The sequence below is a fragment of the Pannus brasiliensis CCIBt3594 genome (assembly GCF_036688125.1).
Lineage (GTDB): Bacteria > Cyanobacteriota > Cyanobacteriia > Cyanobacteriales > Microcystaceae > Pannus > Pannus brasiliensis.
Genome location: NZ_JBAFSM010000006.1, coordinates 37,739 through 57,109, shown reverse-complemented (window position 1 = coordinate 57,109; position 19,371 = coordinate 37,739). Strand labels below are relative to the sequence as shown.

The window sequence follows — 19,371 nt, the reverse complement described above, 5'->3', positions numbered from 1 at the left end:
GAAGAGGGTAACGATTATGTTTAATTGTCCAATTTGTGATTCTGAATCTAACGAGGGACAAGAAACTTGTTTTACCTGTAGCTATCCCCTGAATGTAAACGGCGATTCGCAATTCATAAATTCAGAATTAGTTACTTGGGCGAGAAAGCTATGGCAAGAAAATAATTTTCTCAAGAAAAAACAAGAAAAATACGATAGCACTATCACTCAAGATACAAGTAATGAATTTTTAGAAAAAATAAAGATTGAACTGTTCACTCCCTTACAGGATCGATTACAGGTTTATAACGAAAGACTAGATAGATTAGAAAAATCTGAACCAACAGATCAATCGCTCTCTTTTCGCCTAGATTCGCTCCAAGAACAGGTGAATTGTTTTATTTCAGAGCGAGAAAATGGCTTGATCAATATTCAGAGACAAGTTGCCCAGATCCATCACGAGCAATCTCAGATAGAAAATCAATGGAAAAAACTTACCGACAATCTTTCTATTACTCAAAATCAATTGAATGAAATGCAAGATCGACTAGAAGAACTAAAATACAATATAGAACTCAACAATAGTATTAATAACTCAAAAAGTGCCAGAGATCTCTCTCAAGGCTCCACCGATACTTATCAAAGTGTTGGTTCCACGATCGAGATCGAGAACTTTTCATCGATGGAAAACCGTGGCTATATTGGTTTAGAAGAATCTCGCTTGGTCAAAAGATATAATCGAGATCTAAGCTCATTTTCACAACAATATGTAGAAGAAGTCAACGCAACCGAAGAAAGCCTTAACAACCTAAGAATCGGGAGTAACTCAAGCGTGATTTTTGAAAGAAAACGGAGAGGAAATTATTGGATTGTCAAGGAAAATGGCTATGAATATTTAGTACCGAGTAACAATCTAAGACTGAACCAGCATAACTACAAAACGGTTGAAGATCTATTCGAGTGTATTAATTTCAAGCTAGATAGCAATTTTCAACTCGTAAAACCGGCTAGAGTCTCCCCTTTGCCCGGAGGGGAAACCTGGCAGTTAGAGGAACGCGGCATCCTGCAATTTTAGTGTATCGGAATCGGTGACTCCCTATGAAAAAAATCAGCTATATTAAATTGTCCCTATCTTTACTCCTAGTTTCTACCGCGTTAACGGGATGCAAACCGGGGCTTTTTTCAAGCGGTAAATCTAATCCCGATAGTTCCACGGCGAAAATCGATCGTTCCTCTCAAGATAACTCGAAAATCGATAAAGCTCTTAACGACTTTATCTCCGAACAGAACAAGTTTTTAGGGCAGTTGAAAAATGCGATTGGTAATAAAAACAGTCGAGAAACGCTCACCAGTGCTAATCTGGATAAAACACTAGAAGCTTTTAAGACGGAAGTTAAAAACTTTCGGGAACAACAATTATCGAGGGGAAACCAGAAAGAAACCGTTGAAGAGGCATTGAACGAGATCGAAACAACCTTAACGGAAATCTCGCAAAAAGTCATCGATCCTTTAAAAAATGATTTTACGGAAACCTCGATCGAAAACCTTCAAAAAAAATTAGAGCAGTTAGGCTTTTTTCCATCGCAACAAGAATATGGCACGTATGGCCCAAAAACCTACAAAGCGATCGATGATTTTTTTCAAGCCAAGCAAAAGAATTTAGAAGAAAAACTTCAAATTATTAAATCAAATGTTAACCCGAACGCCTCCGCTCCAAACTTACAAGAACTATCCGATCGAGCGACACAATTAGAACTGGAATTAGAAACAGAAAAAGCGAAGGCGATCGGAATTGCCAATCGAGTGGCACAATTAGAAAAAGAAAAAACGATCGCTGTTGGAATTGCCGTATTAGCTTTCTTGGTGAGCGGTATCTCTTTTTTGAGAAGCCTCAAAGGGATCGATCGTCGCTCTCCGAAAGCTTCCAGATCGAAAAATATCAGGAATAAACCCGATATAAAAACAATTTTTCCCCAACTAAATATACCGCTTTTTGGGAAAAATCAAAACCAACAATCTGAAACTCCGGGAGTAGAAAATACAGAAATTCAAGCGGATGTACCGAAGGATATTCGGCTCGATATTCAAAGCTATAATCACCTTTATAATGAAATTTATAATGAGCTTGATCAAGAATTTTCTCAAAAACTTCAAAAAATAAAGCGATCGATCGAGTCGATCGAGTCAAAAGTTACGGACTTAGAAAATCGGACTCAAAAAACGACGAAATCCCAATCGAGGAATTACCAACCCCCTCAGATAGAAGAAGAAAAAGAACAAGCTAGAATATCACCTTGGTCATCTTATCCAGAGCCAGTAAGTACCCCGCCCGCGCGATCGGTCCCTACTTTTTCCAATCCTCAATGGGTCGATACTTATAATCGTCAGTCTCCTTCTTTATCTCTTACCGAAGTCTCTCCCACTGAAGAGAGTCTAAATAATCGTCGGTTGGGAAGTAGCCAACCGATTATTCTGGAAACTAGCCGTCGAGGTCACTACGGGATTTATATCGATGGGAACGAACATTATCTCGTACCTAGCCAACATTTTAGAATCAATCAACACAACTATAAAACGGTTGAAGCGTTATTTGAATGTCGGAACTATACTCCCGACTCCCCTGGAAATTTTCGGCTTCTCAAACCCGCGGTCGCTTATCCGATAACGGGTGGGAAAAGTTGGCAGTTATACGAACCGGGCATTTTACAGTTTTAGCGAGTAAACTCGATCGACAGGAGTGAATAAAGAAATCAAACCGATGATTAAACTCGATTTTGCCGTAGCGGAAATTATCGAAATTTATAATTCTGTTCCCAAGATTTTGACGAATAAAGTGGTCAAGGTCGCGGTCGATCCTTCTCGGCTGAGTAGCGATAGTAAGATCCCGATGCTGACCGAACAGAAAAATGGGAACTATTGGATAGTGCTAGTAGAGGACGATACTTACTGGTTGTTACCCAAACACGGGATACGGATCAATCAATTTAATCTAGAAACCGTGAGATCTCTCTTCGACTGTCAGGAATACCAACTTTCGGAACACGGGGATTTTATTTTACTCCAGCCCGCCGAGGTAACGATAATGCCCGACGGGAAAGAGTGGAGATTAGACACGAAAGGGATTCTCAATTTCGATCCGAGTTATCCCGCGGCCGAATCGCGAGCGCGAATTCAGCAAGCCCGACAAGAAATCGATCGCCTTCAATCCGAGTTAGCCGAGACGAAAAAACAAAACGAACAACTCAACGCGCGGGTCGCGGAATTAGCTTACGATAAGTTGCAGAATATCCCCGCTGATTTAGTCACGCGGGACGAGTTTACCGCCCAAAGTCAACAGCTAGATAGTTTGGAAGAAACTCTCAAAACTACTATCCAACGAGTTTCTCAATTAGAAAAATCGATGAAAGATGAAAGTTTACGCGAGAAACCGATCGATTCAAAATCTAAGAAGTATTCCCCCCCTCAGAGAAAAGAAGAAAGGGAACAACCTAGAATAGCTCCTCGGTCATATTATTCAGAGCCAGTAAGCCCCCGCCCCGCGCGATCGGTTTCGACTTTTTCCAATTCTCAATGGGTCGATACTTATAATCGTCAGTCTACTTCTTTATCTCTTACCGAAGTCTCTCCCACTGAAGAGAGTCTTAATAATCGCCGATTGGGAAGTAGACAACCGATTATTCTGGAAACTAGCCGTCGAGGTCACTACGGGATTTATATCGATGGGAACGAAAATTATCTCGTACCTAGCCAACATTTTAGAATCACTCAAAACAACTATAAAACGGTTGAAGTGTTATTTGAATGTCGGAACTATACTCCTGACCCCTCTGGAACCCACTCCTCTGGAAATTTTAAGCTTCTAAAACCTGCGATTGTTTATCCGATAACGGGTGGAAAAAGTTGGCAGTTATACGAACCCGGTATTTTGCAGTTTTAATTCAACGTGTATATTGATGATATCGGTTCATGATCGCTCTCGATCGAAAGGTCTCTTTCCGCTGATCTCTAATCCTTTTCAAGTTTCTATCTTCCAAAATCTCGAAACGTTTAGCTAATCATTCACGTATGAGTGTAATTATTATTGGGAATCGAAGTGTTGGAAAAACCAGTATGGTTGTCACCCTAGCGAAAGGGACGAATAATGTTAAGGTCATTCCTTCTAACCCGGAAAGTAAAATTGCCCAATTGCTGAAGATCGAGAAACCCGCGGGAACCGATCGCAAAGAAGAAGAATCTCTCCTGCTGAGAATTAACCTTCCTTCCGGTCGGGAACGCGAGGTTAAAGTTCGCTGGATCGATACTCCAGGTGAAGCTTGGTCTAAGACCGAATGGCGCGAGAGTCAGCCGGATGTCTATAAAGATTTACTTCGATCTCTCGGTCAAAGTCAAGCGGTTTTGTTGTTATTACCTCCCTATCGTTATCAAACTCGCTCTCAAGATTTAGATAACCAGGATGATACCGCTGAATTTCTCGATCCCGATACTTGGAAAGCGGAAATCAGCGAACGATTAGCCTTACTACGCGAGCATTGTCCCCGAGTACAACACATTTTGATCTCGATTCATAAAGCCGATCTATTTTATAATCTAGACGACGAAGAGAATAGATGGCAATACGATCCCGATCGCTCCTTCCGTTGGGCCGAACACGATCGACATATCCGAGAGACCTACTTTTTCCTAGCCGAAGACATTATCCGAGACCACAACTCTCATCCCCCCTATCTCAGCCCGAAATTTTTTGTCACTACCATTCACCGTCCCACTCTACTAGAATTACCTTGGATCTATTTAGGAGCCTATTTAGCCAATGCCTAAAGCGTCTACCGAAATTCGCGTGATCGGGGCGAGAAGTTCCGGGAAAACCACCTATCTCGCCACCCTAGCCGCTTGTCCCCAAGGATTGAACCGCAAATATCCCGGTTTAGAGGTGATCGCCCGCAACGATGAAGCCGAAAAATTGCGAGAACTAGCCTTAAATATCCTCTGTAATCAAAAAAAATTAGCGGGAGACCTTTTCAATTCCGAACAATTACACAACTTACGCTATTATGATTTTTTGCTAAAAATACCGGAAAATAAACATCGATCGAGCCTCAACCTAGAGGTAACGGCTAGGGACTTTCCAGGAGAATTTTTTGAAGATATTCCGATCTCCCACAAGTGGAAAAAAATCCAACCTTGGATCGATGATCTATTTACGACCACGAGCTGGATGGTGATGATGACCGATTGGGAACCCGAACGCGATACCTCTCTATATCAACCCGCGTTTACCAAGCTTTGTCAAGAAATTCGCGAGCGAGAATTCCGGGAGACGGAGTTAAAAAACCTGCGGATCGCGGTCGTTATGGCTAAATGCGAGCGCGGGGAACTCTGGCCCTGTCGTCTCGATCCCGACGAAGACCTATTTGAAGTGCGATTGCCCGAAACCTATAAATTACTCACGAAAACCTTTTCTCCCTCCCGATTACAATTCTTTGCCTGTTCCGCGTTCGGGGTTTTGGGAGATCGTCGGGATCGAGAGTTCGATCCCCGTCCCAACTGTTACCTACCCGACGACGGTTCCCCGGAAGATCGGAATGCCTATTTACGAGATTCCGATCGATGGTATCCCTACGGATTGATTCCTCCGCTATACTGGTTAGCGACCGGCATTCGACTCGAAGAGTGATCATGTGGAATTTCTGGCAAAAAGAAAACCCTTCCGACGCGAATCCTACCGAATTCCGGATTATCGGGCCGAGGCGATCGGGCAAAACCACCTATCTATCCGCGTTAGCCTATTGGCCGAACGCGAAGTCCGATAGTCCGATCGAAAAGGTCATTCATTTAGACGATGATACGGCTAAACTTGTCGGGATGGCGAAAGATATTTTAGAAAGTAACGCCATGCTTAGAGCGACCTATCTAGATGACGATCCGGACAATCTTCCCTCTTACAACATCTCGATTAAGATGAAACCTACTTTCGGGGGAGGAGGGCAATGGATTCACGTCACTTGTAAAGATTTTGCTGGAGAATTATTTGACAAACTTCGGAAGGGGAAAACAGCCGAGACAGAACTTTATCTAGAAGAATGCGCGGATGCTCTCGGGTTATTAATTTTGCTGGATGGCACTTTTTTCACGGAAGATGATCAATACGCCCGAGGACTAGAAACTCTAAAAAATCAATTAAAATGGCGTTTAAAAAACAAAAAAAAATCTTTATCTGACTACCGGGTCGCGGTCGTTTTTAACAAAGCCGAACAATCTCAAATTTGGATTCATCGTCACAATATTCATAAATTTATGAAGCTTAAATTCAAGAAAACCTATCAATTGATAGAAGGTTGGGGAAAAGAATGGCCTTGCCCCGTCAACTATTTTTTCTGCTCGGCTTTCGGAATGAAACCGGGGATAACCCCCGATACTCCCCCGAAAGCGAACGTTCAAGTAATCAGCCGCGAAAATGGGGTTACTTCTGGAGTGATCGAGGAAGCTAGAGTATGGAGACCCTTGGGTTTAGTCGCCCCGATTTATTGGTTGCACACGGGCATCGATCATCCTAAACTAAGAGACGTGGAGGAGTAAAAAATTAATGAGCGAACATTTAACGGTCAAAGAGTTTTCTCGAAAGTTACTCGAACCGAAACAAGACGGAGAACAATGGGTATCTACCGGTTTTGATAAAGAAATCGGATTGAGAACCGCCCAAGTTCCTTCCTGCATTGAAAACGCGGTTAATAACCACTGGTTTCGGATTAATGATAGTTATCCCCCGGCGGAAGGAGAAATCGCGTTAATCGCTAGGGAAATAGAACAGTATGCCGTTTTAGCCGTGGCTTCTCCTTTGATAGATGATAGCGAACGTCCTCTCGTGGGCTATCGTTATTTTTGGCTGGAAAAACCCGCGGATGGTGAAATTGACGCGGTAGGAACTCTATTAATCTGGTGGACAAGAAACGATCGCCCCCGCTTCGGGCTAAAATCTTTCCAAGAGATCGAGAGTATTCAAAGACAACATTATCAACAAGATTTTTATTCTACCAAGATCTACGCCTCCTATGATCTTCAGAGAAATTTACAATTTGAAAACCTTGCCTCAAGTATACAAAATACACCTTATATTTTTTACGGAAAAAATATTTTTACTCATTGGCACTTACATTTTTTTTCTTGGTATTTAAACCAAAAACACGCTCGACCGATCGCCTGGGCGTGGAACGCTACCGTTTTAGAAAATCCCGATCGATTCACGCTCATCGCCTGTGCCAATGAAGAATACTGTCAGAAAAACTTAGACGCTAATAAAATTAAATCTGGTTTAGTTACTACGAGTATCTTGCGAGATTTTTCGGATAATTCCCCCGTTCAGGTAAAATCGATACAAGCCTTAAAAAAAGCGTTCAAAGAAGTATCAGAAGATAAGAATATTCCAGAAAACTTCTCTACTTTAGTTCAAGAACTCCAACTCACGGACAGCACTCGATGGGATTGGTATACGCTCATTGATGCCACTTGGTTAAGCGGTTTACCCGATTCACACTCACCGATCGAGTCCAAAAGTATCGAGTCTAAATATAAATCCTTAATTTTATTGTTACATCCCCAACTACAGCATACCGATTTAAAGCTGACTATCTCGGATTGGATTGACGGCTTAAAATTTTCAGGAGAAACCGTATCGCGAAACGAGAAAAGTCTTTTTTCCTATCTTTCGAGATTTCGCCGATCGAGTCAACCGGTATTGCCGATTAATCGAGAAGGGAAAGTCGCTCTCGATCGACAACACGAGCTAATCCAAGCCTGCCGTGAAAATCAATTAGCTTACGCTCAAATTAAGAATAGACTCCAGAAAATTATCGCGAGTTTATTCCTCCTACTGCGATCGAGAAATTCTAGCGAAGACTCAGAAATTATCACTTGGCTACTGCTGGACTATTCAGATATCTGGAAAGAGTCTCTAGAAACCTACGCGAACGAGCTTTTCAAGAAATTGAATAAAGCCTACCTGAACCAAGAACCCTTAAGTTCTCAAGAAAGTGACGAATTTATCGAAAAGGTTCTGGACGATTTAAAGCATCGGAAAGAAAAAACAAATCCTCCCCCGGATAGTTTAGATTCCTACGATCGGATCGCGCGGATTCTGGAAAAAAATAAAGCCTATCCTATCGCGGCGTTTTTCTACCAACTCGGTACGGGAAAAGTTCCCGAAACTGTCTGGAAAAACTGCACCAATTTACCCGAAATTATCCCGCTCGAAAAACAGGTTAATCCTCCCGAAGCCGGTCAACCACATAAACCTGTCGTTATCCCGAATCTAGTAACCGCGGGTATAGTATTCGGAATCGGGGCTACCGCGCTAGGTATGGTATTAGAAGCTTGGTTACGACCGATCGATCGAGTTCTCTATTCCCCCCTTTCTGAGAATCAATCTGAAATTATTCCCCCCGATCCCGTTCGAGAATTATCTCTATATTTGAATCTTTTAGAATCGGGCGATCGAAGGAAAGATCTACAAGCTAAGAATATTCAAAATTTAGCGAATTTCCAGAAACAGATCGCGGACATTAAGCAAAGAGATCAGATCGTGAAATCCTCTTTATACAATTTCCTCCAACAACTGACTCCCCCGGTAAAACCTCAACTCGATCGAACCTATCCCGCGAACGAGGTAACGGCAGATCCCCCCCTGAAAAGTCCGGAGATCGCCCTCGCGAAAAGCTTTTTAAAATCCCTAGGATTGTATACCGGTGACATCACCCCCGTTTGGGATCAATCGACCTCGACAGCGATTCAGGAATTTCAAAAAAAATACGGGATAGAATCCGTGGGAGGAAACTTAGGAAACGATACCTGGCCAGAGCTTGCTAGAATGATACAGGCTCGGCAAATTTCCGAAGTGGCAAAAAACGTTCAGAAAATTTTGCAAGAAAGCGAAAATTATTCACAATTCAAAACCCGTTTCGACAAACTTAAACAGTGTAAAATCCCTAACTCTCAAACTTACTCTGACTGCCTAGCAAAAATATTCAAATAATAGAAATCGATCGATGAAAACACGAACACAATGCGAGATTTATGAATTCTCGCGAAAACTACTAGAACCCCGATGGTCTCGACGACACGATCGCTATGTTAGCACGGGATTCGATCGAGAGATCGGTCACGAAAACCGCGAGGTTCCCCACGAGATCGTTAATGCCGTGTACAATAACGCTTTTCGGATTAATGATAGTTATCCTCCCCCCGCGGGAGAAATCGCCCTGATGGCTAGAGAGATGGGAAAATACGCGGTTTTAGCCGTCGCGACCGGTTTAATAGACGATAGCGATCGACCCCTGATCGGCTACCGCTATTTCTGGCTAGAAAAACCCGCGGACGATGAGGGTGTAGACGGGATCGGAACCCTACTCGCGTGGTGGCTCGATCGAAAGTCTCCCTGTTTTCAATTACAACCTTCATCGTACTATAAAAATGCTTTTAAAAATGATTCTTTTGTCAGCTTAGATCGTAATAATTATATTCAAGAATATTGTACAGATTCGGTCGATAATTATTTACAGGAAATTTCCATTCAGCAAAATCTCGAAAATGTAAATTTTCCAGATTGTCGGGAATTTCACACTTTAGCCCTACTGTTACGGCAGAAATACTCGCTCCCGCTTCACTGGGCTTTTCAAGTCTCTCAACTAGAATGCCCCGAACAATTCTCGCTGATTCACTCGAAAGTTAACGGGCGAGAGCGATTGACCGTGAAACTCGATCGCTTTTCCCGCTCCTTCTCGAATGTCTCCGAATCCCTCTCCAACCCTAGCCAGATAAAACGGTGCTTACTAGAATTAGCGAGAAATAAAGATGTCGATCGTAACTTGCAAAAATTGGTGACTTATTTATCCGCGAGCGATAGTTATCATTGGGATTGGCAAAGCATCATCGACAAGACCGCGCTCAAAGGGTACAATCTAACCTCGGCAAGATATCGCGCTTTACTCGCGATCTTAAAACCCGTTCCCGAAATCTTTACCTGGCTGGATTGGCTCCGAAGGAAACGAGGGAATAAACGGTTATGGCGAGCGGGAATTTCTCTACAAAATCAATTAATCGAGGCTTGTAAATCTTCAAGTTCAACAGAAATAAATTTTATAGACAATCGATTTGATGATATAATTGATGCGCTTTTAATTTCAGAAAAATACAAAAATATACCTATATTTTTTCAAGAAAAGCAGTGGTTACTAACTCGATCGAAGAGCTTTTGGGTAGATTGCTTTTATGATTCCGCCGACTACTATTTGAGCGAACTATTAGCGCGATTAGATGACGGCAAATCTAGCGAAAACTACCCGCTCGATCGATTGCGAAAAAAAATTCTCGACTCTAGTACGGAACAGCCCTTATCGAAGCGAGAGAGAGCGCGCTATGAATCCCTAGCCCGTCTGTTCGCCCGGATTAAATCTTATGATCTAGCCGCCCTATTTTATCAATTCAGTCGGGGAGAAGTCCCCGCGTATATTTACCGCCGAGTGAAATTCCCATTCATCGAGCTAAAAAAAAGCTCCCGTTTCTTCAGTTCGATCGCTCTCGCTCTAGATGGATTGAAACACGATATTTCCCTTTTATTGGATAAGTTAACGAGAACTTGAGATTTTAAAAAAGTCGAACTATCTGAGGTTTTCCGGGATAATCGTGCTAAAATAAACGACAAAGCTCGACATCCTGTAAGCTAAGGGAGCGCGGAACATCGTGAGACTTGTCTTTTACATTTTAGGAGGGATCATTTCCGCGCTGATCGGCTGGAACCTTAGTTTACTGATTTTAGACTTCTTCAAATTTACTTTGAAAGCGATCGCCGGAAGCGAGATCCCCTTTCCCTCGGAATGGATTCTCTTCCCGATCGTCGCTACCTGTTTAAGTCTCACCCTCGTCTTAACCACCATTTACCTCAGTAATCCGACTCACGATAAAGCCAATCGGAGAAAACGGGGAAAGTATCTCAAATTGTCCCTGCAAACCGGCCTGATTGCTGGAGCGATCGCCGCCCTCTTTAGCGTGGTGATCTACCAGGGAAAATTTCCCCCCGAAAGTATTCGGATCGTGGGATGGAGCGCGATCGGTTTAGGAACCGGATTAGCCGAGGGACTCTGTTGGCGATCGCTGAGTACGGAAGGCCGGAAAAGTACCACGATCGAGAGACCGATCGCCTCCGCTCTTTTCGGATTTTTAGCCGGTTTGTTCGCCGCGATCTCGATCGAATTCCTCCGAAAAACGATTTCCCTCGGGGGATACGAGGACGCGCTCGGATTTACCCTCTTCGGTGCCGCTTTGGGCATCGCGCTGGCACTGTCCACGACTCCCACCTATCAAGTAGCCCTGAGAGCCGGCCGGGGATTCGGTTATCGTCAGCCCGGCCAACCATCCAACGAAGAGAAAAAATCTCTCCCCGAAATCCGCAACCGGTCTTTAAATATCGTCTATTTTCCCGATGAAAAAAGAATTGAAGAGGGATTGTCGATCCAACTCCCCCGCTCGTCTTCCGAATCCTTGATCGTCGGTTCGGACGAGTCGGCGGATATCTTCCTGCCGGAGATTCCCGCGAGAGCCGCCACGCTCACTCTAGAGGGAAAACAGTGGAAGTTAAAATGTCTTTTTGACGGAAAAATTCAAGTTCAAAGAAAACTTTTATCCGAGGATAGTTCGCAAGTTTTATATCACAATCAAATTTTGACATTTTATCATGAAAAAGATAAAAATCGATATTACCGATTTGTTTTTTATGATCGATTCCTCGATCCGGAAACGTGAAAAAAACAAAAGGATACCGCCGCTTCTCCGCCTCTCTCTCCTTGTCTCCATATCCCTCGCCCCGTTTCCCGCCCTGGCGAATTCCGTCGAGATTCTACGCGCGATTCCCGATAACGATCGAGTGACCCTGAAAGTTCGGGTTCGCGACGATCGACGCGCTCTCATTAGCGGTTTAAAAGCCGAAAACTTTGAAGTAAAAACCACGGCGGCCGATCGAAAGGAATTTCAATATAGTCTGACCTCCCCGGAAATGGAGATCGCCCCCCCCGATCGAGTTCGACCCGATCCCGCTTACCTGATTATCCTGCTCGATATGAGCGGCAGTATGAAAAATCGGGATCGTTCCGGACGGGTGAAACTCCAAGGAGCGATCGAGGGCATCCAAAAGTTTCTCGAAACGATCGAAACCCAAAAACTTCCCGCGGAAATCGCCCTCGTTCCCTTTGGAGAAGGTTGCGCGAATGCCTATCGGGTCGATCGGGAAACCCTTCAAAAGAGCCTAGAACCCGCCCCCTACACTGGAACGAAAGATCGGCTCGATGAACTCGCGAAAACCGAAGTCTGCGCGTCCACGAATCTCTATCAGCCCCTCGACGAAGCGATCGATTTTCTGGCCACTTCCGAACGCTTTCAGACGGAATCCTCGGGAACTCCCCCGCGTCTGAGCGTGATTTTATTCACCGACGGGTTCGATGCCGATCCCGATCGAGACAGTGAAGCGCGGCGCTTTCAAGATACCCTCGATCTTCTCGCCCGTTTCCCGCGGATCACCGTTCACACGATGGGATACGGCGAACCCCTCGATCGACTCCGCGCCCGCGCCCACTGCCGTCCCGACATCGATCGCCAACCCCTGACGGTGAATAACCTACTAAAATACTGCAAACTCCCATCCGGAGAAGATATCCGCGAGTTTATCGTCGATCGAGACCGATTGACGGCGATCGCTAGGGGAACGAAAGAAGGGATCGATCGATTCCCGCGCTCGGCCGCGGAGGTGAGCCGGGACTTGGTAGAGTTCCTGACCGCGCTACGGGAATACGAGATCACCTACCGACAGCCTACCGCCGATCGGGCGACCCTCCACCGGGCTAAAGTTATCGTTAACGCGCCCGATCGGGGGATCTCCTCTCTCGTCTCCGAACCCCACGAGTTCCGACTGCCGAATTTTCTCTATCGCACCCTGTCGGTTCCCGAACGCGTGGCGATTTTCCTCGGCACGATAGCGGCGGCCGCGTTCGGTACTCGCCGGTTCCGCGCCTGGAGCCAACAACTCAAAGAACAGAGTCGCCGGAATTTACAGGGGTAAGAGACCTCGAAGCGCGATTCGTTTTCGGAGGTCTATAAACTTCAAAAACTAGATTTTTACAAGATAAATAGGTGTTTATTGCAATTCTTATCGATAAGATTCTTGATTCTTCTTCCTGACTCCTATCTCCTGACTCCTGACTCCTGTCTCCCCGACCACACGACAATTTTTCGATTTCGGGCAGATGTCTAGGGTGCTTTGACTTGCCTATATCCCCCCGGAGGGGATAAAGTAGATAAAGAATCCTGTATGGTAGGATAAGTAAAGTTTTGTAACGATTCTGAAATCCTTTGCTAAACCCGACCCTGATCCCCCCCGTAACCCCCGAACGGACCACCGCGGCCGCCCCGCGAGAGGAACACAAATCCGTGTTTCTAGCGGCGGGATTTCTCGTTTCCGTCCCCGTTTTTCTCCAAGCTCCCCTAGTGCGCTACTATCCTTGGGTTAGCTTGGTATTAACCGCTTTTTGGGTGGGAATCGGGCTCATTCTCTGGCGGAGGCCGAGAACGCGGGTGTGGGGGGATTTACTGCTGGGATTTAGTTGGAGTTGGTTGGCGGGGGGGATTTACTGGGGCTGGTTACGGTGGGAACCGTCGATCCATATCCCGGTGGAAGCGATCGGACTTCCCTTCGCCCTGTGGGGATTACGACGGGGAATCGCGAAGGTAGGGAATCTGTTTTACCTGGGGTCATTACTGGGAACCGCGATCACCGATCTGTATTTTTACGTAACGGGCGTGATTCCCTACTGGCGGCAGTTAATGGCGGTCGAACTCGATCCGGCCCTGGTCACGCCGATCTTTCAGTCGGCCCTGGCCCGAATTCAAACCCCCTGGGGCATCTGTTGGGCGATCGTTTTGGTCAATATATTATTGGCGGTAGGGATATATCCTTTGGGAAAACGGGTATCCTATGGTTGGGCATTTAGTGGAGCCGTATTAAGCACAATTTTAGTGGATGGATTATTTTGGATTGCCGCCTCGCTGGCCTAAGCGACTCCTCTCCTAGTTTGCTCCCCGACCAATCAAGGGAATCAACTCCTAGGTAGCCCGGATTATCTAATGCCGCTCATGAATCGTGGATAAACTAGGACACAATCCCTACTTACTCCTGCACACCGAGAAGGGACAGCGTTTTTTTCCTCTCGTGGGTAGAAACTATTGGACGATCGGACGGAGTAAGGATAACGATATCGTGATCAAAGATCACTGTATTTCCCGAAATCACGCGATCTTACAGGCGACGGAATCGGGAGATTTCTATCTGATCGATCTCGGTAGTCGGAACGGAACTTTCGTCAACGGCCGACGGGTGGGAATCCCCGTGACGATCCACGATCAGACCCGGATTACCTTCGGGAAAACCCCGGTGGAATTCTACCGTCCCCTACCGACCCAAGCGCGGGCCGCCGGACGGAATCTCGATCGGGACACCCTGACCTCGGCGTTACACGAACGACGCTTGACCTCGGTGATGGTGGTGGATATGCGGAATTTTACCGTTCTGACCCGACAGTTAGACGAGAAGGTGTTATCTTCCCTGATCGGCAACTGGTTCCGTCACGCGGGGCAGATCATCCGCGGTTCCGGGAGTTGGGTGGATAAATATATCGGCGACGCGATTATGGCCATCTGGTTTCACGGGCAGGAAGAGGTCAATCAGGAGGATATCTTGCAGATTTTCGGGGCGGTGAATCAACTGTATAGTATGACCCGCGCCTTAAGCGAACAGTATCCCCTCCCCTTTCCCCTACGGATCGGCGCGGGGGTAAATACGGGTTACTCGATGGTGGGAAATACCGGGAGCGGCGAACACCCGGATTACACGGCGATCGGCGATACGGTAAACGCCGCTTTCCGTTTGGAATCGGCCACGAAAGAGATCGGTATGGATCTGGCGATCGGGGCGACCACGTATAGTTATTTAATCGGACTCTCGCAGTTACACGACGTTTTCCAGCAACACAACGTCACGCTGAAAGGGTACGATGACACGACGATCACCTACGGAACCACGTTCGAGGCGCTGGACGATTTTCTCGACGCGAACAGTATGGACGGGATCACGGGAATCGCGGGAGTCAGCTATTTCGAGGATTAGTTCCGGCGATCGCTTCTTCCCGGAACCTTGAAAACGGCCGGTCTCGATCGATCTACGCCAATCGATGACCGCAACGCGAGCAAAATCGATCGCTCTCCGCCACTTTCGCGCCGCATTGACTACAGAATTGGCGTTTCTCGGGACTCCGAGATCCCACTCCCATCGTCATATTTCCCATCCGCATTTCCATCGGTTGGAAACTCATACTCATATCTCCCATTTGCATGGGTTGCAGGGGTTGCATGGGTTGCAGGGGAGGCATGGAGAAACCCGCGGGATTTTCCTCGATCGAACTGGTCGGCAGTTTCGTCGCGCTGATTAAGGTCGGGGTTTCTCGTAATAAACGGGCGCTCGCTCCTTGGATCTGTAGGAAATTACTGCCGGTCGCGGTGATAATGGTAACGATGATCCCGCTCGTGGTTTGATAGATCTGCGGTTCCGCCGTCCAGCTTCCCGTTTGAAAGCCGGTACTCGATTGTTGTTGCTGTCCGGCCGCGCTACTGGCGAGGGTGACGATCGTTCGATCGCCCGGATTCTCTAAATATAACCGTTGCCCCGTCCCTAACTCGCAATAAATAGCCATCGATCTCGCGCGATAATTTTTCCTTTCTTTAGTCTAGCGAGCGCTCCCCTACCCCTCACGCTTCTTAAGGAAGAAATCACTACATTTCGCGCGGGAGCGATCGATCGAGATTTAAAAAAAAAGTCGGTAAAATATCATTTCCTAGGGATTTTACGGTTGATTATTCCTCCTGCCTCCTGACTCCTGACTCCTGCCTCCTGACTCCTGACTCCTGACTCCTGACTCCTCCTGCCTCCCGAAAACAGAAAAGGGCGGGACAAGCCCACCCTCACCATGTCTCAAGAAAAAACTCGTTATCGGACGCTTCCCGCTAACCGATCGACGCGGATCGGTTTCATCAGGTACAGTTTCAGGAATTGCCAGCCGTTGGAGACGTAGAGGGGCAATTTCTGGAGAAACTTCAGGGGCGCGGGGCTATTTCCGGCATCGATCGCCCGTAATCCCTCGTTATTGCGGATACAAACTTCCAGGCGATCGTAGAATTCCGGTTTGTCCACGTCGAGAATCACCGGGAACACGCGGCCCGCGGTCTCGTTGGTCTTCTCGATCACGTATTTATCGTAGTCGCGAGCGTCCAGACCGATCGACCGGTAGAAATCCGCTCGCTGGGTATCGTTGAGGTACATCGTCGCGAACACCGACAACAGGAAGAAACGACACCACAGACGCGCCCGCCAATCGTTGAGGGTATCGGGTTGCGCGCGCATGATCGCGTCGAAGAAATCGCCGTGACGGTTCTCGTCCTGACACCAGTTCTCGAAGAAGTTGAAGATCGGGTAAACTCTGTCTTCGGGATGTTGTTCTAAATGGCGATAGATAGTAATGTAACGCCAGTAACCGATTTTCTCGGAGAGATAGGTGGCGTAGAAGATAAATTTCGGTTTAAAGAAGGTATATTTCCGGCTCTTGGTTAAAAAGCCCAGATCGAGGGAGAGGCCGAAATCGGAAAGGGCTTTATTGAGGAATCCCGCGTGACGCGCCTCGTCGCGGGACATGAGGTTAAAACATTCGGCGAGGACGGGGCTTCTGTCTTTGAGCCGTCTGCCGAGTTCTTTATAGAGAAGGAAACCGGAGAATTCCGCCGTACAGGATCTTTCCAAAAACTCGACGAATAAACGACGGGTATCGCCATCGATGTGATCCCAAGAGCGATCGAACTGTTCGTCGCGGACGAAGTGATGGCGGTTATAGTCGGTACGGAACTCTTCCAGAATGGCTTGGAGTTCTTCCTCGTTCGCCGCGATCGACATCTCGGCCATCGCTTCAAAGTCGGTCGTGTAAAAGCGAGGGGTGAGGATCGTCTCTTTGGCGGGAACTTTAATCCCCGGACGGAGTTCCTCGAATTCGGGTTTCTGGACGGTGCTGACCATACGGTTATCGATTGTACTCTTGGATGATAATAGAAAAAAGAGAATGGCGAACGCCGGATAATTGCTGGCCGTTGCAAATTTGGCTAGGTTTCACTATAGCAAGGTCTACGCGCGAGACCCGACAATCGTTCATTAAAAGTTACAACACTTTATAAAGTTGCGTTAATGAACTTCGAGAGGCGCGAAAAGTTTCTTGACAAATGATCGTTTCTCCCCGTTGCCAGCCCCCCGAAATTCTTGATCGAACCGACCGGGGCCGAGCGGAATTCTCTCCTTTCCAGGAGAAGAGCGTTCGGTGAGAGGGGGGACACTCCGGCCGGAGTTCCCCTACCCCCTTCTCCCGCGAGATTCCTGTCAGGGATAGTTGACAGGGAGATCGTCCGCTCGCGGGTTATCGCGGTAAAAAGAATAGGAGGGCCGCGAGACCCGTCACCCTGTCCGGGACGGTTATTTTCCCGCTCGCTTGTAGATCGCTACAGATCGTCTACCGTTCGATCGGGCCGCTGTCAAGATAGACACGTCCCGCGCGACGGCAGGGTGAGTCCGGTAAACGCGAGCGAGGAACCCAAAAGGATAGCGAATGTCGGGATTATCCCCCCGATCGCCCGCCGAAGACGGGATAGGATTTTCTAAATTCTCCGGTATACTTTGTCTATTCGCTCGTTAACCGATTAGCTCTTCAGCTCGAAAGATCGTTGCCTTGAAAGCGTTACGGCTAGGGAAAAAGATCCTTGACTCGCGCGCTCCTTGACGTTATCCTCCAGGCTAAAACCAATGGTCGCTCTTAAAAAAACGAAGTCGATGAAAAAAAAAGGGAAAGTAAAAATATCCCGAAATTTTTATAAAATCGGTCTTTTAATTCTCGGTATTCTGGTCGCCATCCCGATTGTCTATTTATTGTTTTTCGATCGACGAGTGGAGGACGGCGAGCGAAGATTAGTTTGGCGAATGCCCTTCACCCCGAAAAATCTTCCCGACGAAAAACTGCCAGAAGCGGTTTCTCGATTTCCCGAAACAATTCGTAGCTTACGATCGGCGAGAGACGGCATCAAAAAAGAAGGATATGAATTGGCAGATCCCGTGAGCGAATCCACGATCGTCCGGAATATCTGTTCGTCTATCCCGAAAGAAAAAAGCGAGGGAACATCCGAAAAACTCAACGGCGATTGTCTGGATTTTACCCTGATATCTCGCTCTCTAGAAAATAGCGAGAGCCTTTCCCGAAAAACGAGACAAACGTGGGCGAACAACCTCTATCGCCTTGAGTACGAGCGGGGTCAAATGGATTTTTCCCCGGATGGAGTGCTGGACAAAAAAGAAGCGATCGTTCTTCGAGATAAAGCGTTAGTAACGTTAGACCAAGACTTTCTGACGAAAACACAACCCGCGCTCGTATCGCTCGTTCGGGATATCCAGAACCAGGATACCCTACTACAGGAAGATCTGATTTACAATGCCCTAGAAAATATTGTCAACGCTAGTGGCGCGCGGGAGGGAGTGATTACCGGCGAACCGCCCCGCGGGAAAACTATCAAGACGAGACGGAAGACGCTCGCGGCGTGGATCGAGGGAATTTACCGATTACAGGTGCAGAATAAATTATTTTTCCCGAGGGTGGATTACGGGGTGATTCGAGATGACAAAGATCCGACCTATGAAAAACTGAAAGAAGCGGTTCTTGACGCGCTACAAGTTCCCCGTCCCGTTTTACTGCCCGCCCGTAACCAATTTTCCACGACCGAACAGGGAACCGCTCGGATCATTCGATCGATCTACAATAACCTAGTCAACAATCCCGCTCTAGAAAAAAGTTTAGAAAATCGTTATATCGGGATTATCAAAGAGCGAACCTCGGGAACGGGAAAACTTCATTTCCAACTCGAAGAGGATATTAAAAATAAACTCTCTCAAGTTCTGCAAGTACGCGATTACTCCCTGTCCTACGATTTCGAGCCGACAATTTACGAGTCCACCACGACGAAACAAGATAAGTGGATCGCGGCGATCTATCGCTATCAAAAATACGCGTTAGGTTTGAAAAACCCCACGGGAATTCTCTCCGGTAACGATCAAACCTCCCAACACATCATCAAAGAAATTACCCAACAATTTAAAGATGAATTGCAATACTATTAATCGGTAGCTATTAGACCGAAGTTCTCGATTCCTAGCCTTGATACGGCTCGGGGGAAAGAGGAAGGGGAAAGGCCGAGCCGTCCACCTTTTCCTTTTCCCCTTAC

General features: G+C 46.6%; 16 protein-coding genes. 13 read left to right on the top strand and 3 right to left on the bottom strand.

The genetic code is table 11. The features are described from left to right. Positions 1 to 16: 16 nt before the first annotated feature. From V0288_RS04760 to V0288_RS04705, 12 genes are all read left to right on the top strand, one after another. Positions 17 to 1,054, top strand: a complete 1,038-nt coding sequence (locus V0288_RS04760; protein WP_332863884.1) for a hypothetical protein — start codon at positions 17 to 19, stop codon at positions 1,052 to 1,054. 230 nt (positions 1,055 to 1,284) lie between these two features. Further along, positions 1,285 to 2,694, top strand: coding sequence for a hypothetical protein (locus V0288_RS04755; protein ID WP_332863883.1), 1,410 nt, complete (start codon positions 1,285 to 1,287; stop codon positions 2,692 to 2,694). Between the two features lie 22 nt (positions 2,695 to 2,716). Continuing rightward, positions 2,717 to 3,916 carry a coiled-coil domain-containing protein gene (locus V0288_RS04750; RefSeq protein ID WP_332863882.1) on the top strand — a complete coding sequence of 400 codons (1,200 nt, stop codon included), beginning with the start codon at positions 2,717 to 2,719 and terminating at the stop codon, positions 3,914 to 3,916. A gap of 173 nt (positions 3,917 to 4,089) precedes the next feature. After that, positions 4,090 to 4,797 carry a hypothetical protein gene (locus V0288_RS04745; RefSeq protein WP_332863881.1) on the top strand — a complete coding sequence of 236 codons (708 nt, stop codon included), beginning with the start codon at positions 4,090 to 4,092 and terminating at the stop codon, positions 4,795 to 4,797. Further along, positions 4,790 to 5,653: a hypothetical protein gene (locus tag V0288_RS04740; RefSeq protein WP_332863880.1), complete on the top strand. Its 864-nt coding sequence runs from the start codon at positions 4,790 to 4,792 to the stop codon at positions 5,651 to 5,653. Before V0288_RS04745 ends, V0288_RS04740 begins: the two co-directional genes overlap by 8 nt. Positions 5,654 to 5,655: 2 nt before the next feature. Continuing rightward, complete coding sequence (locus V0288_RS04735; protein ID WP_332863879.1) at positions 5,656 to 6,555, top strand: hypothetical protein; 900 nt, start codon at positions 5,656 to 5,658, stop codon at positions 6,553 to 6,555. Positions 6,556 to 6,562: 7 nt separating this feature from the next. Next, the gene (locus V0288_RS04730) at positions 6,563 to 9,004 is read left to right on the top strand and encodes a peptidoglycan-binding domain-containing protein (RefSeq protein ID WP_332863878.1); all 2,442 of its coding nucleotides are present in this window, start codon (positions 6,563 to 6,565) and stop codon (positions 9,002 to 9,004) included. Positions 9,005 to 9,017: 13 nt separating this feature from the next. Beyond that, positions 9,018 to 10,610, top strand: coding sequence for a hypothetical protein (locus V0288_RS04725; protein ID WP_332863877.1), 1,593 nt, complete (start codon positions 9,018 to 9,020; stop codon positions 10,608 to 10,610). Between the two features lie 100 nt (positions 10,611 to 10,710). Next, positions 10,711 to 11,769, top strand: a complete 1,059-nt coding sequence (locus V0288_RS04720; RefSeq protein WP_332863876.1) for a hypothetical protein — start codon at positions 10,711 to 10,713, stop codon at positions 11,767 to 11,769. 121 nt (positions 11,770 to 11,890) lie between these two features. Beyond that, positions 11,891 to 13,078 carry a vWA domain-containing protein gene (locus tag V0288_RS04715; protein WP_332863875.1) on the top strand — a complete coding sequence of 396 codons (1,188 nt, stop codon included), beginning with the start codon at positions 11,891 to 11,893 and terminating at the stop codon, positions 13,076 to 13,078. A 290-nt stretch (positions 13,079 to 13,368) separates the two neighbouring features. Then, positions 13,369 to 14,070: a DUF3120 domain-containing protein gene (locus V0288_RS04710; protein WP_422661897.1), complete on the top strand. Its 702-nt coding sequence runs from the start codon at positions 13,369 to 13,371 to the stop codon at positions 14,068 to 14,070. Positions 14,071 to 14,155: 85 nt separating this feature from the next. Then, positions 14,156 to 15,178: an adenylate/guanylate cyclase domain-containing protein gene (locus V0288_RS04705; protein WP_332863874.1), complete on the top strand. Its 1,023-nt coding sequence runs from the start codon at positions 14,156 to 14,158 to the stop codon at positions 15,176 to 15,178. Between the two features lie 52 nt (positions 15,179 to 15,230). Here the strand turns inward: V0288_RS04705 and V0288_RS04700 are convergent, their stop codons facing one another. The 3 genes from V0288_RS04700 to acsF form a co-directional block, all read right to left on the bottom strand. Further along, the gene (locus tag V0288_RS04700; protein WP_332863873.1) at positions 15,231 to 15,761 is read right to left on the bottom strand and encodes a zinc ribbon domain-containing protein; all 531 of its coding nucleotides are present in this window, start codon (positions 15,759 to 15,761) and stop codon (positions 15,231 to 15,233) included. Between the two features lie 150 nt (positions 15,762 to 15,911). Beyond that, positions 15,912 to 16,043 carry a hypothetical protein gene (locus V0288_RS04695; protein ID WP_332863872.1) on the bottom strand — a complete coding sequence of 44 codons (132 nt, stop codon included), beginning with the start codon at positions 16,041 to 16,043 and terminating at the stop codon, positions 15,912 to 15,914. 11 nt (positions 16,044 to 16,054) lie between these two features. After that, on the bottom strand, positions 16,055 to 17,131 hold the full coding sequence (gene acsF / locus V0288_RS04690) for a magnesium-protoporphyrin IX monomethyl ester (oxidative) cyclase (RefSeq protein WP_332863871.1): 1,077 nt from the start codon (positions 17,129 to 17,131) through the stop codon (positions 16,055 to 16,057). A gap of 801 nt (positions 17,132 to 17,932) precedes the next feature. On the opposite strand from acsF, the gene V0288_RS04685 reads away from it, so the two are divergent. Next, positions 17,933 to 19,267 (top strand): hypothetical protein, encoded by a 1,335-nt coding sequence (locus tag V0288_RS04685; protein ID WP_332863870.1) that lies wholly within the window; start codon positions 17,933 to 17,935, stop codon positions 19,265 to 19,267. Positions 19,268 to 19,371 lie beyond the last annotated feature (104 nt).

Excerpts from the sequence above, each read along its gene's own strand:
- V0288_RS04760 (WP_332863884.1), top strand. The coding sequence starts at position 17 with ATGTTTAATTGTCCAATTTGTGATTCTGAATCTAACGAGGGACAAGAA.
- V0288_RS04745 (WP_332863881.1), top strand. The coding sequence starts at position 4,090 with ATGGTTGTCACCCTAGCGAAAGGGACGAATAATGTTAAGGTCATTCCT.
- V0288_RS04740 (WP_332863880.1), top strand. The coding sequence starts at position 4,790 with ATGCCTAAAGCGTCTACCGAAATTCGCGTGATCGGGGCGAGAAGTTCC.
- V0288_RS04735 (WP_332863879.1), top strand. The coding sequence starts at position 5,656 with ATGTGGAATTTCTGGCAAAAAGAAAACCCTTCCGACGCGAATCCTACC.
- V0288_RS04730 (WP_332863878.1), top strand. The coding sequence starts at position 6,563 with ATGAGCGAACATTTAACGGTCAAAGAGTTTTCTCGAAAGTTACTCGAA.
- V0288_RS04725 (WP_332863877.1), top strand. The coding sequence starts at position 9,018 with ATGAAAACACGAACACAATGCGAGATTTATGAATTCTCGCGAAAACTA.
- V0288_RS04700 (WP_332863873.1), bottom strand. The coding sequence starts at position 15,761 with ATGGCTATTTATTGCGAGTTAGGGACGGGGCAACGGTTATATTTAGAG.
- acsF (WP_332863871.1), bottom strand. The coding sequence starts at position 17,131 with ATGGTCAGCACCGTCCAGAAACCCGAATTCGAGGAACTCCGTCCGGGG.
- V0288_RS04685 (WP_332863870.1), top strand. The coding sequence starts at position 17,933 with ATGAAAAAAAAAGGGAAAGTAAAAATATCCCGAAATTTTTATAAAATC.